16 protein-coding genes and 1 riboswitch are annotated in these 25,315 nt (G+C 70.5%); of the genes, 11 read left to right on the top strand and 5 right to left on the bottom strand.

Features of this window, described 5'->3' with window-relative positions; translation table 11 throughout:
* The first annotated feature begins 242 nt into the window (after positions 1-242).
* From AB0F38_RS19850 to AB0F38_RS19835, 4 genes are all read left to right on the top strand, one after another.
* Positions 243-1,595, top strand: a complete 1,353-nt coding sequence (locus tag AB0F38_RS19850; protein ID WP_361894689.1) for a pitrilysin family protein — start codon at positions 243-245, stop codon at positions 1,593-1,595.
* Positions 1,596-1,621: 26 nt separating this feature from the next.
* Complete coding sequence (locus tag AB0F38_RS19845) at positions 1,622-3,004, top strand: pitrilysin family protein (protein WP_361894898.1); 1,383 nt, start codon at positions 1,622-1,624, stop codon at positions 3,002-3,004.
* A gap of 193 nt (positions 3,005-3,197) precedes the next feature.
* A riboswitch (cyclic di-AMP (ydaO/yuaA leader) is annotated at positions 3,198-3,366 on the top strand.
* 13 nt (positions 3,367-3,379) lie between these two features.
* Positions 3,380-4,162, top strand: coding sequence for a M23 family metallopeptidase (locus AB0F38_RS19840; RefSeq protein WP_361894686.1), 783 nt, complete (start codon positions 3,380-3,382; stop codon positions 4,160-4,162).
* 290 nt (positions 4,163-4,452) lie between these two features.
* Positions 4,453-5,160: a GntR family transcriptional regulator gene (locus AB0F38_RS19835; protein WP_361894683.1), complete on the top strand. Its 708-nt coding sequence runs from the start codon at positions 4,453-4,455 to the stop codon at positions 5,158-5,160.
* A 168-nt stretch (positions 5,161-5,328) separates the two neighbouring features.
* Here the strand turns inward: AB0F38_RS19835 and AB0F38_RS19830 are convergent, their stop codons facing one another.
* On the bottom strand, positions 5,329-5,610 hold the full coding sequence (locus tag AB0F38_RS19830) for an HPr family phosphocarrier protein (RefSeq protein WP_361894680.1): 282 nt from the start codon (positions 5,608-5,610) through the stop codon (positions 5,329-5,331).
* Positions 5,611-5,775: 165 nt separating this feature from the next.
* Between AB0F38_RS19830 and AB0F38_RS19825 the strand changes: the two genes are divergently transcribed.
* From AB0F38_RS19825 to AB0F38_RS19810, 4 genes are all read left to right on the top strand, one after another.
* The gene (locus AB0F38_RS19825; protein WP_361894677.1) at positions 5,776-8,808 is read left to right on the top strand and encodes a GNAT family N-acetyltransferase; all 3,033 of its coding nucleotides are present in this window, start codon (positions 5,776-5,778) and stop codon (positions 8,806-8,808) included.
* A 68-nt stretch (positions 8,809-8,876) separates the two neighbouring features.
* Entirely contained in the window at positions 8,877-9,473 is a 597-nt protein-coding gene (locus tag AB0F38_RS19820) for a DUF5998 family protein (RefSeq protein ID WP_361894675.1), read from the top strand.
* Entirely contained in the window at positions 9,473-10,660 is a 1,188-nt protein-coding gene (locus tag AB0F38_RS19815; RefSeq protein ID WP_361894672.1) for a nucleotide pyrophosphatase/phosphodiesterase family protein, read from the top strand. The genes AB0F38_RS19820 and AB0F38_RS19815 overlap by 1 nt, the downstream gene beginning before the upstream one ends.
* 47 nt (positions 10,661-10,707) lie before the next feature.
* On the top strand, positions 10,708-11,358 hold the full coding sequence (locus tag AB0F38_RS19810; protein ID WP_361894669.1) for a thymidine kinase: 651 nt from the start codon (positions 10,708-10,710) through the stop codon (positions 11,356-11,358).
* Between the two features lie 296 nt (positions 11,359-11,654).
* Here the strand turns inward: AB0F38_RS19810 and AB0F38_RS19805 are convergent, their stop codons facing one another.
* Positions 11,655-11,849, bottom strand: coding sequence for a hypothetical protein (locus AB0F38_RS19805; protein WP_361894666.1), 195 nt, complete (start codon positions 11,847-11,849; stop codon positions 11,655-11,657).
* A 681-nt stretch (positions 11,850-12,530) separates the two neighbouring features.
* On the opposite strand from AB0F38_RS19805, the gene AB0F38_RS19800 reads away from it, so the two are divergent.
* Both AB0F38_RS19800 and AB0F38_RS19795 read left to right on the top strand, forming a co-directional pair.
* The gene (locus AB0F38_RS19800; RefSeq protein ID WP_361894663.1) at positions 12,531-21,170 is read left to right on the top strand and encodes a DNRLRE domain-containing protein; all 8,640 of its coding nucleotides are present in this window, start codon (positions 12,531-12,533) and stop codon (positions 21,168-21,170) included.
* Positions 21,171-21,212: 42 nt separating this feature from the next.
* Positions 21,213-21,755: a hypothetical protein gene (locus AB0F38_RS19795; RefSeq protein WP_361894660.1), complete on the top strand. Its 543-nt coding sequence runs from the start codon at positions 21,213-21,215 to the stop codon at positions 21,753-21,755.
* Between the two features lie 76 nt (positions 21,756-21,831).
* Here AB0F38_RS19795 and AB0F38_RS19790 read toward each other — a convergent pair whose 3' ends face one another.
* Both AB0F38_RS19790 and AB0F38_RS19785 read right to left on the bottom strand, forming a co-directional pair.
* A complete protein-coding gene (locus AB0F38_RS19790) occupies positions 21,832-21,975 on the bottom strand; it encodes a hypothetical protein (protein ID WP_361894657.1) in 144 nt (47 codons plus the stop codon).
* Positions 21,976-22,031: 56 nt separating this feature from the next.
* Entirely contained in the window at positions 22,032-22,808 is a 777-nt protein-coding gene (locus AB0F38_RS19785) for a VOC family protein (protein WP_361894654.1), read from the bottom strand.
* 238 nt (positions 22,809-23,046) lie between these two features.
* On the opposite strand from AB0F38_RS19785, the gene AB0F38_RS19780 reads away from it, so the two are divergent.
* Positions 23,047-23,874, top strand: a complete 828-nt coding sequence (locus tag AB0F38_RS19780; protein ID WP_361894651.1) for a sulfurtransferase — start codon at positions 23,047-23,049, stop codon at positions 23,872-23,874.
* A gap of 83 nt (positions 23,875-23,957) precedes the next feature.
* On the opposite strand, the gene sepH is transcribed toward AB0F38_RS19780, so the two are convergent.
* Positions 23,958-25,019, bottom strand: a complete 1,062-nt coding sequence (gene sepH / locus AB0F38_RS19775; protein WP_361894648.1) for a septation protein SepH — start codon at positions 25,017-25,019, stop codon at positions 23,958-23,960.
* Between the last annotated feature and the right edge of the window lie 296 nt (positions 25,020-25,315).

Raw genomic sequence — 25,315 nt, 5'->3', positions numbered from 1 at the left:
GCTGCGACTCCTTCACAGATTCTGTCGGGCAACCTCAGGTTCTGACGCCGACCATTGTGGACCGCCGTACCGACAACGCCGACCTCGACCCGTCCGAAGTGGTCTCCCGGGCGTCCCCGGAGCCCCTGTTTACGGCAGCATCTACGACAACATTCACGGAACGGGAACTTCGCCAGGTGCCCGTGCGCTTGCTTACAGTGGCAGGTCCGGCAGGAAATCCTGTATCGATCGAAGGGACGTACATGCCCATGGGTCACACGGCCACAGCCCAGGCCGGTTCCGGCGGCTTGACGGCGACCGAGCACCGCTTGGCCAACGGCCTGCGCGTCGTGCTCTCCGAGGACCATCTGACCCCGGTCGCGGCGGTCTGCCTCTGGTACGACGTCGGTTCCCGCCACGAGGTCAAGGGACGCACCGGCCTCGCTCACCTCTTCGAGCACCTGATGTTCCAGGGGTCCGGCCAGGTCAAGGGGAACGGGCACTTCGAGCTGGTGCAGGGCGCGGGGGGCTCCCTCAACGGCACCACCAGTTTCGAGCGCACCAACTATTTCGAGACGATGCCCACGCACCAGCTGGAGCTGGCCCTGTGGCTCGAGGCCGACCGGATGGGCTCCCTGCTCGCCGCGCTCGACGAAGAGTCCATGGAGAACCAGCGCGACGTCGTGAAGAACGAGCGCCGCCAGCGGTACGACAACGTCCCGTACGGCACGGCGTTCGAGAAGCTCACCGCCCTCGCGTACCCGGAGGGCCACCCATACCATCACACGCCGATCGGCTCGATGGCCGACCTGGACGCTGCCACGCTGGAGGACGCGCAGGCGTTCTTCCGTACGTACTACGCGCCGAACAACGCGGTGCTCTCGGTGGTCGGGGACATCGACCCGGAGCAGACGCTCGCCTGGATCGAGAAGTACTTCGGCTCCATCCCCTCCCACGACGGCAAGCAGCCGCCGCGAGACGGGACGCTGCCCGGCACCATCGGCGAGCAGCTGCGCGAGGTGGTCCACGAGGAGGTCCCCGCGCGTGCCCTGATGGCCGCGTACCGGCTGCCGCACGACGGCACCCGGGAGTGTGACGCCGCGGACCTGGCGCTGACCGTGCTCGGCGGCGGCGAGTCGTCCCGGCTGCACAACCGCCTGGTCCGCCGGGACCGTACGGCGGTGGCCGCGGGATTCGGGCTGCTCAGGCTCTCCGGGGCGCCCTCGCTGGGATGGCTGGACGTCAAGACGTCCGGCGGCGTCGAGGTGCCGCAGATCGAGGCGGCCGTCGACGAGGAGCTCGCCCGGTTCGCCGCCGAGGGCCCCACGCCCGAGGAAATGGAGCGGGCGCAGGCCCAGTTGGAGCGGGAGTGGCTGGACCGGCTCGGCACGGTCGCGGGCCGCGCGGACGAACTGTGCCGGTACGCCGTCCTGTTCGGCGACCCGCAGCTCGCCCTGACCGCGGTGCAGCGGGTTCTCGACGTCACCGCCCAGGAGGTCCAGGCGGCCGCCCAGGCGCATCTGCGTCCCGACAACCGGGCCGTCCTTGTCTACGAGCCGGTCGAACCGGCCGACGAGACGGACGGCACCGACGCGCACGAGGGGGCCGACAAGTGACCGACGCCGCCGTGACTGGAGTAGCGATGGAGTACCACCCGCAGCCGACCGCAGGCGAGGCCAGGCCCTGGGCCTTCCCCGCACCCGAGCGCGGCGCCCTGCCCAACGGCCTGACCGTGCTGCGCTGCCACCGCCCCGGCCAGCAGGTCGTCGCCGTGGAGATCTTCCTGGACGCGCCCCTGGACGCCGAGCCCGAGGGCCTGGACGGCGTGGCCACGATCATGGCGCGGGCGCTGTCCGAGGGAACGGACAAGCGCTCCGCGGAGGAGTTCGCCGCCGAGCTGGAGCGCTGCGGCGCCACCCTGGACGCGTCCGCCGACCACCCCGGCGTCCGCGTCTCCCTGGAGGTCCCGGTATCCCGGCTGGCCAAGGCGCTCGGCCTGGTCGCCGAGGCGCTGCGGGCGCCCGCCTTCTCGGAGAGCGAGGTGGAGCGCCTGGTCGGCAACCGTCTCGACGAGATCCCGCACGAGCAGGCCAATCCGGCCCGCCGCGCAGCCAAGCAGCTCTCCAAGGAGCTCTTCCCGGCAACGGCGCGGATGTCGCGCCCGCGCCAGGGGACCGAGGAGACGGTGCGCCGGATCGACGCCGCGGCCGTGCGCGCCTTCTACGACGCGCATGTCCGCCCGTCCACCGCGACGGCCGTGATCGTCGGCGACCTCACCGGGGTCGACCTGGACGCACTGCTCGCCGACACCGTCGGAGACTGGTCGGGCAACGCCGCCGAGTCCCGCCCGGTACCGGCGATCACCGCGGACGACACCGGCCGTGTGGTCGTCGTCGACCGTCCCGGAGCCGTGCAGACCCAGCTGCTGATCGGCCGGATCGGCGCCGACCGGCACGACAGCGTGTGGCCCGCCCAGGTCCTCGGCACGTACTGCCTGGGCGGCACGCTCACCTCCAGGCTGGACCGCGTGCTGCGCGAGGAGAAGGGCTACACCTACGGGGTCCGTGCCTTCGGGCAGGTGCTGCGCTCGACCGCACCCGGATCCGCCTCCGGGGCGACCGGTGCCGCGATGCTCGCCATCAGCGGTTCCGTGGACACGGAGTCCACCGGGCCCGCGCTGGACGATCTGTGGAAGGTCCTGCGCACGCTGGCGGCCGAAGGGCTCACGGACGCCGAGCGCGAGACCGCGGTGCAGAACCTCGTGGGCGTGGCTCCGCTGAAGTTCGAGACGGCTGCCTCCGTCGCGGGCACCCTGGCCGACCAGGTCGAGCAGCACCTCCCGGACGACTACCAGGCCCAGCTGTACGCCCGCCTGGCCGAGACCGGCACGGTGGAGGCCACCGCCGCGGTGGTCAACGCCTTCCCGGTCGACCGTCTGGTCACCGTCCTCGTCGGGGACGCCGCGCAGATCGCGGAGCCTGTCAGGGCGCTGGGCATCGGAGAGGTGACGGTCGTCAACGGCTGACGTGCCCGGAGCGACGCGGACCCCGGCGAGTACGTTCTCGCCGGGGTCCTCCCATTTGTCCGTGTCAACCGCACATGCGGCTTTATGTCCTGTGGGATGTATGACAAAAGGCCTGATCCGTTTGGCGTCGGAAAGTCGTCCGGCCTAGCGTCGGCCCGGCTGTCCGTCAGACATATGCCGCGTCCGCGGCGCCGGGCAGCCATCGCCGAGTCCCCGTCAGGCGCGAGCCTGGGGAGCCGGGGACCCACGAAGTCCCTGGGGTGAATCGGACGCCTGCGCCCTCGCACGGGGCGAATGCGTCCGTAGGAGACCTTCCTGCTCCGAACCCGTCAGCTAACCCGGTAGGCGAGAAGGAAGGAAAGGATCAGCCCCTCCATGGCGTTCACCCGTGCCACCGGGAAGCACCGTGCCCCGAGCCGCCTGACGCGCAGGAGCGCCCAGGTCGCAGGCATCGCGGCTCTGGCCACCACCGGCGTCATCGGCGGTGTGTCCTCCCCGGCCCTCGCCGCGGACTCCGAGGCCCTCACCGCAGGCGGCACCGGCCTGACCCAGGCCGTCACGATCGACTCCACCCTCGCCGACCAGATCGCCGCCCAGGCGAAGGCACAGCAGCATCAGGCCGACCTCGCCGCCAAGGCCGAAGCGAAGGCGAAGGCGAAGGCCGAGGCGAAGCGCAGAGCGGAAGCCCGGGCCGAGGAAGCACGTGAGGCCGAGGCGCGCGCCGCCCGCGCAGCCGAGCGCGCCCGGCTGAACTCCTTCCACCTGCCGGTCGCCGGCTCCCAGGTGACCACCGGCTACAAGTCCGGCGGCGCCCTCTGGTCCTCCGGCAGCCACTCCGGCGTGGACTTCCGCGCCGCGTCCGGCAGTTCCGTCGTCGCGGTCGGCGCCGGCACGGTCGTCGAGGCGGGCTGGGGCGGGGCCTACGGCAACAACGTCGTGCTCCGGATGACGGACGGCACGTACACCCAGTACGGCCACCTCTCCTCGATCGGCGTCTCGGTCGGCCAGAGCGTCACCCCGGGCCAGCGGATAGGCCTCTCCGGCTCGACCGGCAACTCCACCGGACCGCACCTGCACTTCGAGGCGCGGACCACCCCGGAGTACGGCTCGGACATGGACCCCGTCGCCTACCTCCGCGCGCACGGAGTCCAGGTCTGACCTGTCGCGGGCTGTCCCGTCGACGAAGGCCCCGGCACCCTTGGGTTCAAGGGGTCCTCGCAACTCCCACAGATCGCGGGTGTTGCGAGGGCCGTTAGAACCCAAGACCCGCCGGGGCCTTCGTCGTGCCGCCGGGGAAGGTGCGCGACGAAGCTCCGCGGAAGTGCTTTCCGGGCAGAAGATATGCATGGATTCCGCTCCGGCATCGGAAATTCACGCTGATTGCAATAGAGTCACGGAACAGGCGTCGATCGGCCGCGTTTCGCGGGGATTAAGGCGGAGGTTCGGACATGCGCATTCCCGCGCATTCGGTATGCACGGCAATCCGTGACGACATCGTCTCCGGTGTCTTCGAGCGTGGCAGCCGCCTCACCGAAGAGGTGCTCGCGCGTCGCTACGGGGTCTCCCGTGTCCCGGTGCGCGAGGCGCTGCGCACCCTGGAGTCCGAGGGGTTCGTCGTCACCCGTCGGCATGCGGGGGCATGCGTCGCGGAGCCCACGGAACAGGAGGCCGCCGACCTCCTGGAGATACGGATGCTTCTGGAGCCCCTCGGCGCCGCACGTGCCGCTCAACGCCGTACGGAGGCACACCTCAAGGTGCTCCGAGGCCTGGTCAGGCTGGGGCAGGAGCGGGTGCGCAGGGGTGAGGGGGAGGACCTGCGCTCCCTCGGCGGCTGGTTCCACGAGACGCTGGCCCAGGCTTCGGGCAGTCCCGCGCTGATCGCGCTGCTCACCCAGCTCCGGCACAAGATCGCCTGGATGTACGCGGTCGAGCAGCCGGCCCGCCCCGCCGACTCCTGGGCCGAGCACGGCGCCCTCGTGGACGCCGTGGCGCGCGGCGACGCGGAACGGGCCCGGGTGCTCGCCACCCAGCACGCCGAGCGCGCCACGGCCGCGCACCGGCTGCTGCGCCGCACGGACCGGCCGGAGCGCGCGGCGGTCGCGTCCCGGGTGAGGACTTCGCAACACGCCGTAAACACCGCGGGCGTCCGTCATTAACAATTGCGCCGTATACAGAGAAGGTAATTGCGGGAGGGCTTTCTTTTTGCTGCCCTGATTCCGGTCTGTCGGGTGTTCCTCCTTCCCGTTCCGGAAACAGGTAAGCCGCGACCCCCGAGGGGTGTCGCGGCTTACCCGTGGAAAGAGTTCCGGTACGGGCCGGCCGGATCAGACGGTCTCCGGAAGCTCCTCGAGCCCCTCGGCGACCAGCTTCGCCAGACGGTCCAGGGCAGCCTCCGAGTTGTCCGCCTCGGACGCGAGCACGATCTCCTCGCCGCCCTGCGCGCCCAGACCGAGCACCGCGAGCATGGACGCGGCGTTCACCGGGGCGCCGTCGGCCCTGGCGATCGTCACGGGGACGCCGGAGGCCGTGGCGGCACGGACGAAGATGGAAGCGGGGCGGGCGTGCAGGCCCTCGGCCCAACCGACGTTGACGCGGCGCTCAGCCATGGTTCTGCCCTTCACGTGTCAATAGGTTGTCTAGACCAGTCTCTCATGCGGTGCGTACGGCCGTGCCCGGCCTCCGGCCCGGCGGGCCACCGCCGAACGGCTTCCTCAGCGTGCCCGCGCACCGACCCCTCCGCTACCGGTGCGTCCGGGCCGTAGGCTTTGCCCATGGAGCCCACGCCGGAGCAGAGTCCGCACCATGCGTACCCCGATCACTGGGAGGCGGACGTGGTGCTCCGCGACGGTGGCACCGCGCGGATCAGGCCCATCACCACGGACGATGCCGACCGGCTGGTCAGCTTCTACGAACAGGTCTCCGACGAGTCGAAGTACTACCGCTTCTTCGCCCCGTATCCGCGTCTCTCCGCCAAGGACGTGCACCGCTTCACCCATCACGACTACGTCGACCGGGTAGGTCTGGCCGTCACGATCGGCGGGGAGTTCATCGCCACCGTCCGCTACGACCGGATCAACGAGCAGGGCAGGCCCGCCTCCGCGCCCGCCGACGAGGCCGAGGTCGCCTTCCTCGTCCAGGACGCCCACCAGGGCCGCGGCGTGGCCTCGGCCCTCCTCGAACACATCGCGGCGGTCGCCCGTGAGCGTGGCATCCGCCGCTTCGCCGCCGAGGTACTTCCTGCCAACAACAAGATGATCAAGGTGTTCCGGGACGCCGGGTACACCCAGCAGCGGAGCTTCGAGGACGGGTCCGTCCACCTCACGCTCGACCTGGAACCCACCGCCGAGTCCCTCGCCGTCCAGCGCGGCCGTGAGCAGCGGGCCGAGTCCCGCTCCGTGCAGCGGCTGCTGGCCCCCGGCTCCGTCGCCGTCGTCGGCACCGGGCGTGCCCCCGGCGGTGTGGGCCGCACCGTGCTGCGCAATCTGCTCGGCTCCGGCTTCACCGGGCGCACGTACGCCGTGAACCGCTCCTTCCCCGCCGGCACGACCACGGTCGAGGGTGTCCCCGCGCACCGCTCCGTCGGCGAGATCGGCGAACAGGTCGACCTCGCGATCGTCGCCGTCCCCGCCGACCGCGTGCCGGAGGCGGTCGCCGACTGCGGCGAACACGGAGTCCAGGGCCTCGTCGTCCTCTCCGCGGGCTACGCCGAGCGCGGAGCCGAAGGACGGGAGCGGCAGCGCGAACTGGTCCGGCAGGCCCGCTCGTACGGCATGCGGATCATCGGCCCGAACGCCTTCGGCATCATCAACACCTCCGACGCGGTCCGGCTGAACGCCTCCCTCGCCCCCGAATCGCCCGCGGCCGGGCGCATCGGGCTGTTCACCCAGTCCGGCGCGATCGGCATCGCCGTCCTGTCCGGCCTGTACCGGCGTGGCGCGGGGTTGTCGACCTTCATCTCGGCGGGCAACCGGGCCGACGTCTCCGGGAACGACTTCCTGCAGTACTGGTTCGAGGACGAGGACACCGATGTGGCCCTGCTCTACCTCGAATCGCTCGGCAACCCCCGCAAGTTCACCCGGCTCGCGCGCCGGACGGCCGCGGTGAAGCCCGTGGTCGTGGTCAAGGGGGCCCGGCACAGCGGCTCCACCCCGCCCGGACACGCCGTCCCGGTCAGCCGGATCCCCGACGCGACGGTCTCCGCGCTGATGCGCCAGGCCGGCGTGATCCGCGTCGACACGGTGACGGAGATGCTCGACGCCGGGCTGCTCCTCGCCGATCAGCCGCTGCCGAACGGTCCGCGGGTGGCGATCCTCGGCAACTCCGAGTCCCTCGGCCTCCTCACCTACGACGCCTGCCTGACCGAAGGGCTGCGTCCGCGACCGCCCCGCGACCTCACCACGGAGGCGGGACCCGAGGACTTCCGGGACGCGCTTGCCGAGGCGCTCGCCGACCGGACCTGCGACGCCGTGATCGTGACGGCGATCCCATGGGTGGGGGAGAACGGCGAGCCGGAGACGGGCGACGGCGAGGTGCTCGCCGCCGCGCTGCGCGAGGCGGCGGCCACGGGCCCGGCCAAGCCGGTGGCGGTCGTACACGTGGAGATGGGCGGCCTGGCACAGGCCCTGGCCGCCGCAGCGAGCACGGCCGCTCCGCGCGGGAACCGCGCACCGGTATCCGGCGACGCCACCGGCAGCGGCGCCCCGGGCCCGGTGGTCCCGGGCTCGCCCGCCGCGGACACGGAGGTCCGGCGGACGGACGCGCCCGGTGCGCGGACGGGCCCCGGTGGCTCCGCGCCCCATGCACCGAGCGCACCGGGGACCGGCACCCGCCGGCCGCTCCCGGCCGCCGCCGGGTCCGGGGCGGCCGGGAGCGCGGAGTCGGAATCCGGCGGGGCGGCCGGTGGCGCACCCGCCCCGGAGCTCCGTACCGGGCGCATCCCCTCCTACCCCGCCGCCGAGCGGGCCGTGAGGGCCCTGGCCGAGGCCGTGAAGTACGCACAGTGGCGGCGTCAGGCAGCCACCCCCGGCAAGGTCCCCGAGTTCCTGCAGGACACCATCGACGAGCAGGGCACCGCCGCCCTGATCGAGCGGCTGCTCGGCCCGGCGCCCGACCCACGGGGCCGCCCGCTCACCCATGACGAGGCCCGCGAGCTGCTCGGCCTCTACGGGCTCTCCGTACGGCCCGCTCTCCCGGCCCCCGACGCGGAGGCCGCCGTCACCGCCGCCGCGCAGCTCGGCTACCCGGTGGCACTCAAGACCACCGCCCCCCACCTCCGTCACCGTGCGGACCTCGGCGGTGTCCGGCTCGACCTCGTGAACGAGAGCGCCCTGCGCCGTGCCTACGAGGAACTGACCGATCTGCTCGGCACCCCCGCAGAGCTGCGGCCCGTCGTCCAGGCCATGGCGCCGCGCGGGGTGGACACCGTCGTGCGCGCCTCGATCGACGCAGCCGCCGGGGCCGTCCTCTCCTTCGGCCTGGCCGGCGCGCCCTCCGAGCTGCTCGGCGACACCGTCCACCGGCTCGTGCCGGTCACCGACCGCGACGCCGCCGAGCTGATCCGCTCCATCAGGGCGGCGCCGGTGCTCTTCGGCTGGCGTGGTTCCGCGCCCGCGGACACCGCGGCGCTCGAAGAGCTCCTGCTGCGGGTCTCCCGGCTGGTCGACGACCACCCCGAGGTGGTCTCGGTCGCCCTGGAACCCGTCGTCGTCGCCACACACGGGCTGACCGTGCTCGGGGCGACCGTCCGGCTCGCCCCGCCGCCGGCCCGCACCGACCTCGGCCCCCGCCGTCTCCCCAGTTACTGACTGCTCACCTGTCACAGAGCCGCGCAGGGCGTCCCCGGCAGTCACCTGCCCCCCGTAGGATGGTCCGCATGGCAAAGACCGGTACGACGACCCAGGGGCTGCGCGCGGCGATCGAGCGCAGCGGCTACTACCCGGCCCTCGTGGCCGAGGCGGTGGAGGCCGCCGTCGGCGGGGAGCCGGTCGCTTCGTACCTGGTGCACCAGGAGACCACCTTCGACTCCAACGAGGTGCGCCGCCACGTCACGGTCCTCGTCCTGACGGGTACCCGCTTCATCGTCAGCCACACCGACGAACAGGCCGCCGACACCAGCTCCCCGACGCCGTACGCCACCACGTCCACCGAGTCGGTCAAGCTCGACCGGATCTCGTCCGTCGTGGTCTCCCGCGTGGTCGCCAACCCCGAGAAGTACGTGCCCGGCACCCTGCCCCGCGAGGTCGTCCTGACGATCGGCTGGGGGGCGGTCTCCCGGCTCGACCTCGAACCCGCCGCCTGCGGCGACCCCAACTGCGAGGCCGACCACGGGTACACGGGCAGCTCCACCGCCGACGACCTGAGCCTGCGCGTCAGCGAGGCCGGGGACGGCCCGGACACCGTGCGCCAGACCCTCGCCTTCGCCCAGGCACTCTCCGAGGCCACGGCCGCGACCGCGGCGACCGGCCGCTGATGGTCCAGCCGGCCTGGCAGGACCCCGTTCTGCTCGCTCCCGACACCGCCCCCGCGCCCGAGTACGGCAGCGGCTCGCTCGCCGACCTGCTGCCGACCCTCGCCGCCGGCCAGGGCGTACCCGGCTTCGAGGCGACGATCCCGGAGCTCACCCCCGCCGACCGGAACTGCGTCTTCCTGATCGACGGACTCGGCTGGGAGCAGATCAGGGCCCACCCGGACGAGGCCCCCTTCCTGCACTCCCTGCTCCCCACCTCCCGCGGCGGCACCGGCCGCCCGATCACGGCGGGCTTCCCGTCCACGACGGCGACCTCCCTCGCCTCGGTCGGTACGGGGCTGCCCCCGGGCGAGCACGGCCTTCCCGGTTACACCGTGCGCAATCCGGAAACCGGCGAGCTGATGAACCAGCTCCGCTGGAAGCCGTGGACCGCGCCCAAGGTCTGGCAGCCGTACCCCACCGTCTTCAAGCTCGCCGACGCCGCGGGCGTGCGCACCGCCCAGGTCTCCTCGCCCGACTTCGAGCAGACCCCGCTCACCAAGGTCGCGCTCAGCGGCGGGTCCTTCCTCGGCCGGCTGTCCGGCGAGGACCGGATGGATCTCGCCGCCGAGCGGCTCGCCGCCGGCGACCGGTCCCTCGTCTACACGTACTACAGCGAGGTCGACGGAAAGGGGCACCGCTTCGGGGTCGACTCCGACGCCTGGCGGGGCCAGCTGATGTACGTCGACGGTCTCGCCCAGCGCCTCGCCGAACAGCTCCCGCCCCGCTCGGCGCTGTACGTCACCGCCGACCACGGCATGATCGACATCCCGTTCGACGAGCAGTCCCGGATCGACTTCGACGAGGACTGGGAGCTCCGCGCCGGAGTCGCCCTGCTCGGCGGCGAGGGCCGCGCCCGCCACGTGTACGCGGTCCCCGGAGCCCAGGCCGACGTACTGACCGTCTGGCGCGAGGTGCTCGGCGAGCAGTTCTGGGTGGCGAGCAGGGACGAGGCCGTCGCGGCCGGCTGGTTCGGCCCACGGATCGACGAGCGCGTGTACGGCAGGATCGGCGACGTGGTGGCGGCCGCCCACGACGACGTGGTGATCACCGCCTCGGTCAACGAGCCCCATGAGTCGGCGATGGTCGGCATGCACGGCTCGCTGACTTCCGTGGAACAGCTCGTTCCGCTCCTCGAAGTACGCTCGTAAGCCCCGTTTCCCCCACTGCACCGCACTCGAAAGGCGCTCGACTTCTCATGCCCGAGCTTGTGTTCTTCTCCGGAACGATGGACTGCGGAAAGAGCACGCTGGCGCTGCAGATCGCGCACAACCGGTCGGCGAGAGGGCTGCAGGGTCTGAACTTCACTCGGGATGACCGTGCGGGGGAGGGGAAGCTCTCGTCCCGGCTCGGGCTGGTGACCGAGGCGGTCGAGGCCGTGCAGGGTATGGACCTGTACGCCTATGTCGTCGACCGGGTGTCGCAGGGCGGCAGGGTCGACTACTTGATCGTGGACGAGGCGCAGTTCCTGGAGCCGGTGCAGATCGATCAATTGGCGCGGGTCGTGGATGACCTGGGCCTGGATGTCTTCTCGTTCGGTATCACCACCGATTTCCGCACGAAGCTCTTCCCCGGCTCGCGGCGCCTGATCGAGCTGGCGGACCGCCTTGAGACGCTGCAGGTGGAGGCGATGTGCTGGTGCGGGGCGCGTGCCACGCACAATGCCCGCACGGTGGGCGGCGAGATGGTGGTGGAAGGTGAGCAGGTCGTGGTCGGTGATGTGAGCAGCCCCGCTGCGGAGGTCGGCTACGAGGTGTTGTGCAGGCGTCACCATCGTCGCCGTATGACGAGCGGCTCTGTCCGCGCCGGCGCGCTCTCGCCGGACGTCCTGCCGGTGGCCTCCGACTGAGGACGGTCGGCCGAACAGGCCGTGATGCACCGTGCGGTGGTCTGCAGAGCCTCTCGGTCTCCGTCTCCCCCGATCTCGTCCGGTGCGCCGGCGACACCCCGCCGCCTGGAGGCCCGGCGACGGTTGTTGCCAGTGAACGCCGCGCGGTGGCGACACTTGTCGTTCGGCGGGGCCGGCGGTGTGCCCGAGGCCGTTCGCAGTGTCGAGGATGGCGGCGCAGCCCTCCTCACGCAGGCACTGTGCGCGCCCGCGCCATCGCGCCACGACCCTGGCCGTACGACGGAAGAGCTGCGGGGTCACGGGGTTACGTCAGCGGCTGCGGACGCCTCGGGGGCGGGGAGTTCACTGCTGCATGTGGTCCGGCCGAAGGCACCGGTGGCGGTGGCGCGCTGGACGTGCCTGGCACGTACGGCCAGGGTGCAGCTGGCCGTGCCCCCCTTCTCGCCGAGGGTGACGTTGACGACAGGGGAAGCGCCGAACGGAACGCTCAAGGTCTTCCTCCACGGCAGGCGGGCGCTGCTGACGCTGTCCGCCTTGCCGCCGCCGGCCCTCGCGGTAGGAGATGTCGGCCGCGCCCTCGCCGAGCACCTCATGAATCACCTCGGCACTGGGCGAGGTCGGCCGCTTGTCCACCGGGTCGTCATCGGAGCCGAGGACTCCGTAGGTGACGAACATGCCGCATGCGAGCCGGAGAGCCGCGGCGACGGCGATGCCACGACGGTAGATGCGGTGGTCGTCCGAGGTCCGGGTCGACCCTTGTGGCGTCCGGGGTTTCGGAATCACCCGGTCCTTTCGTCTCTTCGGTGGTCGGCATGGCCGCGCTTTCTCCCGATGTGAATTCCGCCTGCGTTATACACCATCGGATTCAACGAATGCCAGGCAGCGGAAAAGTCCGGCAAGGTGCCCCCAATCGCCTTGATCCGGTAGTCGAAATGCCCTAATTGAGTAAACGGTTGACGGGGCATCAACTCCCGTGATCAGAATCTGCCCGCCACGATCGGCTCATCTCTGACGAGGCCATTTTTCCGTATGCGGGAGGTGGCCCTGTCTGGCGTGCCTTGAGGTGCTCCGGTCGAGGTCAGGTCCACCGTGACCGGCGACGGAGCGCCGCGCCGGCGCGTCGGTGCGCCCTTTTCGCCTGGTGCGGGACGGGCGCCGATGAAGGGAATGGCGTGAAAGTCAGATACGGGCGGGCGATAGCCTGCCTCGTGGTTTCGGCGGTCGCCGGGACCATGCTGCCACAAGTCGCCTATGCGGCACCGGTTTCGAATGATAACGGCGAGGGTATCGTCGATACCCTCGGGGGCTGGTTCTCGGACGACGAGGACGAGTCGGACGGGCCGAAGGAGCCGTCGACCGGTGGGACGCCGGTGCTGCCGAGCCGGGAGAAGCTGCCGAAGGGCAAGGCGGCCGGGAAGGCGAAGCGCGTCGCGGAACTGACGGGCAAGCGCACGGCGAACGCCCGGTACTGGAAGCTGTCCGACGGCCGGGTGCAGGCCGAGGTGTCGGCGGTGCCGACCGGGTACCGGGCGGGGAAGTCGTGGAAGGACATCGACCCGACGGTCACCCCGACCCGCACCAAGGGCTTCGACTTCGCCAACACGACCAACGCTGCCAGTAGCTGGTTCGGATCGGACGCCGACAGGCTGCTCCGCTTCGAGTCCGGTGACGGGCACGCGGTGACTCTGGGCCTTGAGGGCGCGGGCAAGCTCACCCCCGTGGCCAAGGGCGACACCGTCACGTACAAGGACGCCGTGGCCGGTGCGGACCTGTCGTACCAGGTCGGTCCCGGCCGGGTGAAGGAGAACATCCTCCTGGACCGGAAGCCCACGGGCCCGGTCTCCTTCACCTTCACGCTGGACGCCGGCGGGCTGACGCCGAAGCCGGGCAAGGACGGTTCGGTCTCCTTCTACGGGGAGGCCCCGAATCCGGTACTGGTGATCCCCGCGGCGTTCATGACGGACGCCAAGAAGGACGTCCGGTCGCCGTACGGGTTCGCGTACAGCAAGACGGTCACCCAGAAGCTGACCAGGGCCGGCAAGGGCTGGAAGCTGACCGTCACGCCCGATGCGAAGTGGCTGGCCGCACCGGAGCGGCAGTACCCGGTCACGATCGATCCGACGATATCCATCGCGCCGACGCCGACGACGGCGCAGGACGTGATGATCTCCTCGGACGGTCCGGCGACGAACTACGACGACAACTGGCGGCTGTCGGTCGGCAACACCAGCACCGGTTCCTCGCGGGCGCTGCTGCGGTTCCCGCTGACCGGCGTCCCGGCCGGCACCAAGCTGGACTCGGCCGACCTGAAGCTGTACTACGACCAGACCCACACCACCGGTGACACCGAGGTCCAGCTGGAGGCGCACCGCGCCACGCAGGCGTGGACCGAGGAACAGGCGACGTGGAACAGTGCCGGCACGTTCACCGGTGAGCTGTCGGGCACCGCGGTCGTCGTGGACGACGGCGACGCCGGGCGGACGGCCGCCGTCGGCGCCTGGCCCGCGTCCGGGAACACGGCGTACACGCAGTACGCGGTCAACCAGGACTACCTGTACAACAAGGACTCGGTCGCGGGTGACACGTACGCCTGGCAGCCGAGCCTCCCGGAGGACGGCACGTACCAGGTCGAGACGCACAACGTCCCGGCCCCGGACCGTGCCACCAACGCCCCGTACACCGTCACCTACGACGGCGGGACGAAGGCGTACACGGTCAACCAGCAGGCCGGCACCGCCGGCGTGTGGAAGACGCTCGGCTCGCACCCGTTCAAGGCGGGCACCCTGGGCAAGATCGTCCTGGGCGACGGCCCGGCGTCGACCAGCACCTCGGTCATCGCCGATGCCGTTCGCTTCACCAAGGGCGGCGTGGTCACCAAGAAGCCGGGCGAGCTGAACACCTGGCACACCTTCCCCGTCACCAAGACGGTCCAGCAGTGGATCGACGGCACCTACACGAACAACGGTTTCGTGATCAAGGCCGGTGACGAGTCCGCGAACGGCCCCAAGGGCGGTCCGCGCTACGAGGGCAGTGAGTTCGGGTACGGCGGTGAGAGCGCCAACTATCCGCGCATGGTGCTCACCTTCGGCAGGCAGGGCGTGGATCTCGCGGCCCCCACCACGATCCACGACACGGGCGCAGAGCTGAACTGGTCCGCCTACCAGGACCAGGACCCGATCAACACCACCGACGACATCGTCGAGTACCAGGTCCACCGCTCCATCAACCAGACCTTCACTCCTTCCGCCGCCACGCTCGTCTCGCCCGTTGCCTCCACGGTGACGGCGTTCACGGACACCACGGCGGTGCCGACGAAGGCGGACGACCCGGACCCGTTCGGCCGGGCGTACTACTACATGGTCGCGGTCAAGACGAAGGACGGCCAGGTCGTCGCCGCTCCGACGCAGCTCGTGCGGCTGCCGAAGGCCGGCCGCACCACGAAGGTGCTGACCGCCTCGCAGGACACGACCCTGTCCTCGGCCCGCACCACGTCCACGCACGACACGATCGACGACGGCGGCGGCCCGAAGAACTGGCTGAGCGTCGGCAACAACTCCGCCACCTACGGCGACACCCGCGCACTGCTGAAGTTCCCGGCCCTCGGCATCCCCGCCACGGCCCGGGTCCTGGACGCGAAGGTCCGGCTGTGGAGCACGCAGACCGCCCAGGACACCACCGGGGCCCTCTACGATCTCCGCCCGCTGACGCGTGACTTCGACGAGGCCACTGCGACCTGGGCCAAGGCGAACGCGACCACGGACTGGACCACCGCAGGCGGTGACTTCGGCCCGGTGGCGGCCGACACCGGCGCGAAGACCAACGACCCGGCCCGGCACGACTGGAACGTCACCTCCCTCGCCCAGTCCTGGGTGACCACCCCGGCCTCCCAGCAGGGCGTGGCCATCAAGATGGCCGACGAGGCCGTCCAACAGGAGCGGACCCTGTTCCTGTCCTCCGAGGGCACAGAGCCGCGACTCCACCCCAGGATCGTGGTCACCTACATCGACTCCACCACGGAATCGACGTACTACGCGCCGCAGACCCCGGCACGGATCACCCCGAACACCGACCACACCGTCGAGTTCACCCTCACCAACACCACCACGTCCGTCTGGAAGGCGGGCACCCACGTCCTGAGCTACCGGTGGGCGCTCCCGGACGGCACCGACGTCACCACCGGCGGCAACCAGATCCGGACGGCCCTGCCCGCCGACCTGCTGCCCGGTAACTCGGTCACCCTGCGGGCCGGTCTCCGCGCCCCCATCAACTCCGGCTCGGGCAACAAGCGCACCGAGTACGTCCTCACCTGGGACGTCCAGGACACGGTGGCGGGCACCTGGCTGTCCGGCGCGGGTGGCATACCCGGACTCCGGCAGAACGTGACCGTCGAGGACCCGACCTCGGACCAGCTCGGCCTGGAGAAGTACTACTCGTACAACGGCACGAACACCGGCGCGGGTTCGTCGCTGATGAACAACACTGCCGCCGGGAACAGCGTCTGGCAGTACAACGCTCTCAGCAACCCGGGCCGCGGCCTGAACACCTTCGCCCGCTTTGCCTACAACACCCAGGACACCTCGGACACCGTCGCCGGTCACGGCTGGTCCGTGCAGGCCGCGGGGCCGATCCGGCTCGGCGCCCCGCTGGACTTCCACCCGGACCCGAACCCGCGGGAGGTCCGGCTGCCCGATGGGGACGGGACCACCCACACCTTCCGGCTGCGGGACGACGGCACGTGGAAGGCACCGGCCGGCGTCCACTTCCGGCTCTCGGCCAAACCGGGACTGGACTGCACGCCGGCGAAGGACCCCGTACCGGACGCCTGGACTCTCACGCGCCCGGACGGAACCCGGTTCCTGTTCGGCTGTGACGGCTACCAGACGTCCGTCGTCGACAAGAACGGCAACACCCAGACGTTCACGTACGAGGAACGCAAGTCCAACAACAAGCCGACGAAGTTCCTCAGGTACATCACCGACCCGACCGGGCGGGAGACGCTCACCGCTGCCTACTACACCAAGTCGGACACCAGCAGCCCGAAGATCATCGACCACCTCAGGTCGATGACCGACGTCTCGGGCCGCAAGCTGGCCTTCGAGTACTCCGACAAGGGACTGCTGACCAAGCTGACCGACGGCGCGGGCTCGTCCCAGCCAAAGGTCTTCGGCTTCACGTACGACGCCGAGCAGGGCAACAAGAACGTCAAACTGGTCGAGATCACCGACCCGCGCGGCAACGCGACCGGCCTCGACTACCACTACCCGAACGAGGGCGAAGACCCGAAGTACCACTGGTGGACGCAGACCCTCACCGACCGCATCGGCGGCCCCACCGAGTTCACCTACGCCTCGGACACGGCCAACACCCGCTTCACGTCCACGGTGGTCACCGACGCCGAGGGGCACAACACCACGTACGTCACCGACGACTTCGGGCGTCCGGTGCGGTCCGTCAACGCCAAGTCGCAGCAGACCGAGCTGGCGTGGGACGCGGACAACAACGTCACCCACATGGAGGAGAACAACGGGGCCGTCACCGCGTACTGCTACGACGCGCTCACCGGCTACCCGCAGTGGAAGCGCACCGCGGAGCACAACACCGGCGGGGCCCCGCCGCAGAGCGACTGCGCGCCCGGCACGTACCCGGCCGACGCCCAGAAGTTCGAGTACGCCAAGCGGATGGACGGCTACTCCTCCGACCTGGTCCGCAAGACGTCGCCGCAGGGCCGCGCCTGGCAGTTCGGCTACGACGGCTTCGGCAACCTGAAGTCGGTCACCGACCCGAAGGGCGTCTCGACGCCCGCCGAGGACGACTACACGACCCGGTACGAGTACGACGCCCACGGTCAGCTCACCAAGTCCACCGACGCCAATGGCCACTCCACGGTGAACAGCGAGTTCGCCCCGACCGGTTCCCCGGCGAAGATCACGGACGCGCTGAACAACAGCTCGACCTACGAGTACGACGAGCGCGGCAAGGTCACCGAGGCCACCGACCCGCTGGGCAAACACACCACGCAGACGTACGACACGTACGGCCGGCCGTTGGTCAGGACGGTACCGAGGGACCAGGCCGAGAGCGACCTGGTGACCGTTCCGGCACCCGACTACGACGCCAACGACAACGTCACCAAGGCGATCTCGCCCACGGGAGCGGTCTCCACGGCGGTCTACGACGCGGCCGACCAGATCACCGAGGCCACCTCGCCGCAGGACTCGCCGACCGCGCCCCTGCGCCGGACCGCCTACACCTACGACAAGACCGGTCACCTGAGGACGACCACCGAGCCGAAGGGCGTCGACACGCCCGCCGTCCCGGACGACTACACCACCACCCAGAACTACGACGAGATCTACCAGCTCGCCTCGGTGGTCAACGCAGCCGGCGAGAGGATCACGTACTCGTACGACTCGGTGGGCAACAACGTCAAGGTCGTCGACCCGAGGAAGAACCGGACGGCGGACCCCGACGACTTCTCGTCGAAGATGACCTACGACCTGGAGCACCGGGTCACTTCGGTCACCGACCCGCTGGGCAATGAGACGCGCCGCGCCTACGACAAGGACGCGCTGGTCGTCGTCGACACGGACCCCGACGGCAACACCACCCTTTCCAGCTACGACGAGCGGGGTCGCAAGGCCGAGGTCAAGGTTCCGCACTCGAGCACCGGCGGCGTCACCACGTACCGGACGACCCGCTACGAGTACGACCAGGTGGGCAACGCCACCCGGGTGATCACCCCGCGCGGCACGGAGACCGCGAACGCCGACGACTTCACCCAGCGCACCGAGTACGACGCGCTGAACCGGCCGGTCAAGCAGTACCTGCCGTACAACCCGTCGGACACCCGCTACAACGACCCGAACGTGTACACGCAGACGTTCTACGACGCGGCCGGCCGCGTCACCCGGAGCTCGCTGCCGCCCTCGGAAGGCCAGACGGTCCGCAACGACACCGAGTTCACCTACTACGACAACGGGTGGACCAGGAGCTCCACCGACCCGTGGGACATCCGGACCAGCTACGAGTACAACGACCTGGGGCTGCAGACCTCCAGGACGCTGAGTTCCGCCGGCGACTCCGTCAGCCGCACCATGGGCTGGAGCTACCACCCGAACGGCAAGCTGAAGGAGAAGACCGACGACGGCGTGCCGGTGGGCACGGCGGTGCCCCTCGTCGACAACTCCGACATCCAACACACCGGTTCCACCGGCACCTGGACCACGGCGAGCCTCAGCGGGCAGCAGGGTTTCGATCACCGTGTGCACGCGGCCGGCAACGGGACGGACGCGTACTCCTGGACGCTGAGCATCCCCAAGAACGGCAGGTACACCGCCTACGTGAAGTTCCCGCAGGTCGCGGGTGCCAGCAAGACCGCCAAGTACAAGGTCACCCACACCGGCGGGAGCACCGACCGGACGGTCGACCAGACCGCCGCGGCGGGCACCTGGGTCAGCCTCGGCACGTACGAGTTCACCCAGGGCGACGCGGCGGAGCTGGAGCTGTTCCAGGCCGCCGACGGCAAGGTCGTGGCCGACGGGGTCAAGCTGGTGCGCGACCTGACCGGCGACATCGACGCGGAGAAGCACCACTTCCGCTACGCCTACGACCTCAACGACAACCTCTCGCTGATCGACGACCTGTCGCCCGGCGCCGAAGTCGACAAGTACACGATCTCCTACACCGGCCTGAACCGGGTGTCCCGGATCACCGAGACCCTGGCCGGCCAGGAGAAGACGAACACGTCCTACACCTACGACCCCAACGACCAGCCCGAGACGATCACTCACCCCGACCAGTACTCGAAGTTCACCTACGACCTGAGGGAGAAGGTCAAGTCGGTCTCGGTGGGCACCTCGCCCACGGACACCGACCCCAAGGTCACCTCCTACGCCTACACCGACCGCGGGGAGACGCTGCGGGAGACCAAGGACAACGGCAACACCGTCGACCACACGTACTTCCTCGACGGCACGGTGAACACCACCGCGGAGAAGAGGGCCGACGGCACGCTCGTCGCCTCGCACGCCTACGTCTACGACGCCAACGGCAACAAGGCGAAGGACACGGCGAAGAAGATGAACGCCGACAACCACTCGGCGTACCTGGAGTCCACCACCGAGTACACCTACGACCCGGTCGACCGGATCTCCAAGTCGGTGAAGACCGGCAACGGCGCCGCCACGGAGACGTTCGTCCACGACGACAACGCCAACGTCGTCCAGCAGACCGTGGGCGGCACGCCCACGGACTTCCGCTACGACCGCAACCGGCTGCAGACGTCGACCACCGCCGGGTCCGTCACCTCCTTCACCTACGACCCGCTGGGCCGTCAGGAGTCGACGTCCCACGACGGACAGGTCGTCTCGCGCAGCATCTACGACGGCTTCGACCACGTCACCGAGTCTCAGCAGCGGGACGCGGACGGCACGATGAAGTCGACGAAGTACACGTTCGACCCGCTCGACCGCACCTCGTCCAAAACCGCTGACGGCAAGACCACCGACTACCGCTACCTCGGCCTCTCCCAGGAGGTACTGACCGAGGAGGTGGCCGGCAAGCTCACCAAGTCCTACCAGTACAGCCCGTGGGGCCAGCGCCTGTCGCAGGTCAAGCACAACGAGAACGGGACGACCGAGGACGCGTACTACGGCTACAACAGCCACACGGACGTCGAGACCCTGACCGACGGGACCGGCAACACCAAGGCCACCTACGGCTACACGGCCTACGGCAACGACGACTCGTCGGAGTTCACCGGCATCGACAAGCCGGACGCCGCCGATCCGGCCAAGGAGGAGTACAACTCCTACCGCTACAACGCCAAGCGGTGGGACGCCGGATCCGGCACGTACGACATGGGCTTCCGCGACTACGACCCGGGGCTGAACCGCTTCACCAGCCGGGACATGTTCAACGGGGCCCTGGCCGACATGAGTCTGGGCAGTGACCCCTTCACCGGCAACCGCTACGCCTTCACCGGCGGCAACCCGATCAGCAACGTGGAGGTCGACGGTCACTGGTTCGCCCTCGCCATCCCCGTGGTCGCCGCGGTCTTCGTCGCCGCGGTCGTGGTCACGGTCGCGATCATCGCCGTGGCCGCGGCCGTCGACTACGTCGTCAGCGAGGTCCGGGACCGGATCGACGAGCGTTCCCGTGCGCGGGACGACGCCGCCGCCGAGCCCACACCTGCCCCGCGGCCCGTCCCGCGGCCTCAGCCGGAGCCCGACAGCGACGACGACCGGTCCGGTTGCGGTGACGGCTGGATCAAGTACGGCGCGCGGGACGCGGACAACGGCAGCCGGGCCACGACGGGTGAGGCCTGTCTGACGAAGGAGTACCTGAAGAAGAACAAGGGCACGCCCGTGGGTTCGAACCCGCCCGGATACCAGTGGGCTCAGGGCTTCGCCACGGGAAAGGGCCTGGACGCGCAGAAGAACGTCAACGCCTGTCACCTCATCGGCAACAAGCTGGCGGGCAAGGGCGTCCTGGCGAACCTCTCCCCGTGTGCCCGCGGCGCCAACGCCAAGCAGATCGGCTCCACGCAGGGCGACGAGCACATGAGAACGTACGAGAGCAAGGTCTACACGGCCGTGATGGCCGGCCAGGACGTCATGTACACCGTGTCGCCCCGCTACGACGGCAGCAGGACGGTGCCGACCGGGTACGACATATCGGCGTACGGCGTCAATCCCGACGGCTCTGCCGGGATCGACTTCAAGGTGTTCATACCGAACGAACTGAGCACGGGAGACAATCTCGGCTCACAGATGCACAACGGCGCGGCGGCACCCACAGGGAGCACCCCATGACCCGGACCGACGAGGACCGAATGGACACAGAGCGAGGTACCGATGAGTGAGTCGACCGATCTGGACGCCCTGCGACGGCTGATGCCGCCGCCGACGGACGGGGGCACGACGGTCGACTGGGCCGCTCTCGCCGCGTCGTGGGGCAAGCCCTTCCCGCTCGACTTCCGGCGCTACATGGAGGTCTACGGCGCCGGCGCGGTGCAGAACTACCTGTCGATCGGCAGCCCGGAGCCCAAGGTGCCGCTGGAACAGGCACCGCGGGACGGCATGGTGATCGAGACGGCGAACGCCGAGGCCGACTGGGAGACGGAGGAGAAGACACCCGAACTGGAGGGCACTTCTCCGGTGCTGATCACCTGGGGGGTCGACGCCACCGCGGACATGTTGTGCTGGGACGCGTCGGACGACGATCCCGCCAAGTGGCCGGTCGTGGTCTATCAGCGCAACGAGTCGCTGTGGAGCCGCTACGACTGCGGGATGGTGGAGTTCCTTGTCCGGAACTTCCGTGCCGAATGGCCGGAAAACCCGCTGGGCGGCGAGTTCCTCTGGGGCGTGAGTGAGGTGACGTTCCAGGCACGGGGCTGACGCCCCCAGTAGCGCGGCCGTTGCGGAGCCCCGACCGGCCGCCGCTTTCCGCGGTGTGCGAGACGTGGTCTGTTGGTCAGGCCACGAGCGGTTCACGCAGGCGCTCGGCCGGGGTGACCCAGCCGAGCGCCTTGCGCGGGCGGCCGAGTTCGGCGGCGAGGTGCTCGCGAGCGCCGGTGAACCCTCCTGAGGGGGAGCCGTCCGGCAGGGTCGGCGACATCGACCAGCATGCGGACAGGCATGGGCGAGAGATCCCGCCACCCGGACTGGCCGGGGTCAGCGGTCCGCCGACCGCACCAGGGTGAACACCGCACCCTCCGGGTCCGCCACGGTGGCCAGCCGTCCGCTCGCCGCGTCCTGGGGCGGCTGCAGCACATGTCCGCCGAGCTCCACCACGCGCGCGGCGGCCTCGTCGGTGTCGGCCACCTCGAAGTACGTCATCCAGTGCGGCCCCCGGTCGCGCGGCAGGGCGTGCCCCACACCGTGGAGGGCGGCCACCGGCCGGCCCCCCAGATGCAGCGTCTGGTAGTCGAAGTCCGCCGAGACGACCGCCTCCGTCTCGAATCCGAACACGGCCTGGTAGAACTTGGCGACCGACGAGGTCTCCCGGGTCACCAGCTCGTTCCAGACCGGGGTGCCCGGAACGCCGGCCAGGGCCGTGCCGAGGTGCTCGGCCGCCTGCCAGACACCGAATACCGCGCCGCCCGGGTCCGAGGCGATCGCGAGCCTGCCCGCACGGCCGGCGTCGATCGGCCCGACGGCCACCGTGCCGCCGCAGGAGCGGATGGCCTCAGCGGTGGCATCCGCGTCCTTGGTGGCGAGGTAGGTCGTCCAGGCGATCGGAAGGTGGCGGTCGGGCGGCAGCTGCCCGATGCCCGCGACTTCCTTCCCGCGCAGCAGGGCACGGACGTAGGGCCCCAGCTCTTCGGGCCCCGGCCGGAAATCCCAGCCGAACAGCCGGCCGTAGAAGTCCTGGGTCGCGGCCAGGCCGTGCACGATCAGACTCACCCAGCACGGTGCTCCGGGCGTGCGCCTGGGGGCAGCCTCCGTCATCTTCTTCTCTCTCCTCGTGCCATCGGGGTGGCCGTACGGGGGAGCGGAGCCGGTAGGCCGTCCAGCGGTACGGATACGGGCGTGTGCGCTCCGTGCAGATGCTCGCACCACCGGGCAACCCAGGCACCCGGGCCGCGCCGCGTTGCGGCGGTCCGGTCGTCAGGAAGTCGGGTTCGGTGCGATACATCCCTTTCGGAAACGTGACGCACGGGACCGCCCCTGCGCGAAGATGGCACTCATGAAGCCCATCATCACCGCATCCGAATACCTGAGCGAGTCGGAAGGCCCGCGTCCGCCGGTGCTCCTGGACATCCGCTGGCAGCTGGGCGGTCCGCACGGCCGCCCCGACTACGACGCCGGACATCTCCCCGGCGCGGTGTTCGTCGACCTCGACGCGGAGCTCGCCGGTCCGGCGGGCAGCGGCGGCCGTCACCCCCTGCCGCACGTGGAGACCTTCGGAGCCGTCATGAGGCGGGCCGGGGTCCGCCGGGACGCTCCGGTGGTGGTCTACGACGGCGGGCAGGGCTGGGCCGCGGCCCGCGCCTGGTGGCTGCTGCGCTGGACGGGGCACCCCGAGGTCCGGGTGCTGGACGGCGGTCTCGGCGCGTGGACCGGTGAGCTCGACACGAAGACCCCGGAGCCCGTCGAGGGCGACTTCCGGCCCGTGCCGGGAGCACTTCCCCTGCTGGACGCCGACGGGGCCGCGGCACTGGCCCGCTCCGGGCTGCTGCTCGACGCGCGGGCCGCGGAGCGTTACCGGGGCGACGTGGAGCCGATCGACCGGGTGGGCGGCCACATCCCGGGAGCGGTCTCCGCTCCCACCGTCCTGAACGTCACGGAGGACGGACGCTTCCTTCCCGCCGACGCGCTGGCCTCCCGGTTCTCCGCCCTGGGTGCCGAGGGTGACACGGAGATCGGTGTCTACTGCGGCTCGGGTGTCTCGGGCGCCCACGAGGTGCTGGCACTGGAGATCGCCGGCCTCCGGGCGGCCCTGTACGCGGGTTCCTGGTCGGAGTGGTCCTCGGACGAGTCCCGCCCCGTCGCCACCGGGTCTGACCCCGGGTAACGCGACCCGTATCCGGACGGAGCGAGGGCCCGTACGCAGCGGCGTTCGGACCCTCGTCATGCCACGGGCATCCGGATCGGCCCTCAGTCCTGCTTCTTCCGGCGTGTGCCGAAGACGATCTCGTCCCAGCTGGGCACGGCCGCCCGGCGCCCCGGACGGACACCGTCCGCCTCGGCCTGCCGGTCCGTCGTCCCGGTCAGCCGGTCGCGATGACCGGCCACCGCGCGGGGCATCAGGACATCCGCGTAGGCCGAACCCGCCCCGGCGGAGGCCGCCGGGGCCGGAGGTTCGTCGACTTCCGGCTCCTGGGACGCGGGCTCGATCGCGGGCGGCTCGGGCTGGGACGGCCGCTCGGGCACGACCATGTCGCCACGGAAGCTCGGCACCGCCTCCAAGAGACTGGTCAGCGAGTCGCGCTCGAGAGCCGACACGCCCCCGATGCGCTCCTCCGGCTCCGGTGCGGGGGGAACGGGACGCTCGATCTGGCGGTCGAGCGCGCGGTCCAGCGGCCGGTCGCGCGGCAGCCGGGCGATCCGGGGCACGAACGGGAAGCTCGGCTCCGGAGCGGCGTCGTCGTCGGTCTCGCCGATCAGCGAACGGGCTTCTTCGTCCACGGCCTGGACCAGGCGGCGCGGAGGGTCGTACGTCCAGCTCGCCGAGTGCGGCTCGCCCGCGACCCGGTAGACGAGGAGGACCTCCCAGGTGCCGTCGTCCCGGCGCCAGGAGTCCCACTGGACGGTCTCCCTGTCGGCGCCGCGTAGCAGGAGCCGCTCGTGCACCGCCTCGCCCAGCTGGGGACCGGTGTTCTCGCCGGGGCGGCGCACGGGAGTCTTCCGGGCCCGCTCCGCCATGAAGGCACGCTCCGCGAGCACGGGGCCCTCGAAGCGGCGCACACGGTCCACCGGGATACCGGCGAACTGGGCGACCTCCTCCGCGGAGGCACCGGCTCGTATCCGTGCCTGGATGTCGCGGGGGCGGAGGTGGCTCTCCACCTCGATCTCGATCTGGCCGAGCCGGGCGCGGTCGTTGCGCACGGCGGCACGCAGCCGCTCATCGATCGGAAGCGTGTACTCCGTGCTGTCCGCAGCCTTGAGCACCAGTCGTGTGCCGTCGTTCGAGACGGCCACGACACGCAGTTCGGGCATGGGAACCTCCCGGGTGGTGCCTGCCGACGTCACGTGCGTCGCTGCTTCCGCTAGTCGAGTGTGACCTGCCCGGGTTCAGCCTGTCACAACCTTGCCAAGTTACCCGGCGTGTCGGGCATTGGCCCTGGACCGCCACGCCGGCACGGTCCCCTGCTGCGCGACGGTGAGTGACCTGGCTGGTCACTTCATGTCGCAGGCGCCCGTGCGATGCCGCGTCACCGGTTCGAGTGCCGCCTTGGGCCCCCTCCCGTAAGGCCCGGATACCCATGCGGGAGTCCGGCCCCAGGGCTCGCCAC

Source organism: Streptomyces sp. NPDC025273, assembly GCF_040638585.1.
Classification (GTDB): Bacteria; Actinomycetota; Actinomycetes; order Streptomycetales; family Streptomycetaceae; genus Streptomyces; species Streptomyces cinereorectus.
Note: the sequence above shows the minus strand (reverse complement) of the source record. Positions and strands in the feature narration are given on the sequence as shown.

Coding starts and splice junctions, on each gene's coding strand:
- AB0F38_RS19815 (WP_361894672.1), top strand. CDS start 9,473: ATGGTCCAGCCGGCCTGGCAGGACCCCGTTCTGCTCGCTCCCGACACC.
- AB0F38_RS19830 (WP_361894680.1), bottom strand. CDS start 5,610: ATGGCTGAGCGCCGCGTCAACGTCGGTTGGGCCGAGGGCCTGCACGCC.
- AB0F38_RS19825 (WP_361894677.1), top strand. CDS start 5,776: ATGGAGCCCACGCCGGAGCAGAGTCCGCACCATGCGTACCCCGATCAC.
- AB0F38_RS19790 (WP_361894657.1), bottom strand. CDS start 21,975: ATGTCGCCGACCCTGCCGGACGGCTCCCCCTCAGGAGGGTTCACCGGC.
- AB0F38_RS19840 (WP_361894686.1), top strand. CDS start 3,380: ATGGCGTTCACCCGTGCCACCGGGAAGCACCGTGCCCCGAGCCGCCTG.
- AB0F38_RS19845 (WP_361894898.1), top strand. CDS start 1,622: ATGGAGTACCACCCGCAGCCGACCGCAGGCGAGGCCAGGCCCTGGGCC.
- AB0F38_RS19820 (WP_361894675.1), top strand. CDS start 8,877: ATGGCAAAGACCGGTACGACGACCCAGGGGCTGCGCGCGGCGATCGAG.
- AB0F38_RS19850 (WP_361894689.1), top strand. CDS start 243: ATGCCCATGGGTCACACGGCCACAGCCCAGGCCGGTTCCGGCGGCTTG.
- AB0F38_RS19785 (WP_361894654.1), bottom strand. CDS start 22,808: ATGACGGAGGCTGCCCCCAGGCGCACGCCCGGAGCACCGTGCTGGGTG.
- AB0F38_RS19795 (WP_361894660.1), top strand. CDS start 21,213: ATGAGTGAGTCGACCGATCTGGACGCCCTGCGACGGCTGATGCCGCCG.
- sepH (WP_361894648.1), bottom strand. CDS start 25,019: ATGCCCGAACTGCGTGTCGTGGCCGTCTCGAACGACGGCACACGACTG.
- AB0F38_RS19810 (WP_361894669.1), top strand. CDS start 10,708: ATGCCCGAGCTTGTGTTCTTCTCCGGAACGATGGACTGCGGAAAGAGC.
- AB0F38_RS19780 (WP_361894651.1), top strand. CDS start 23,047: ATGAAGCCCATCATCACCGCATCCGAATACCTGAGCGAGTCGGAAGGC.
- AB0F38_RS19835 (WP_361894683.1), top strand. CDS start 4,453: ATGCGCATTCCCGCGCATTCGGTATGCACGGCAATCCGTGACGACATC.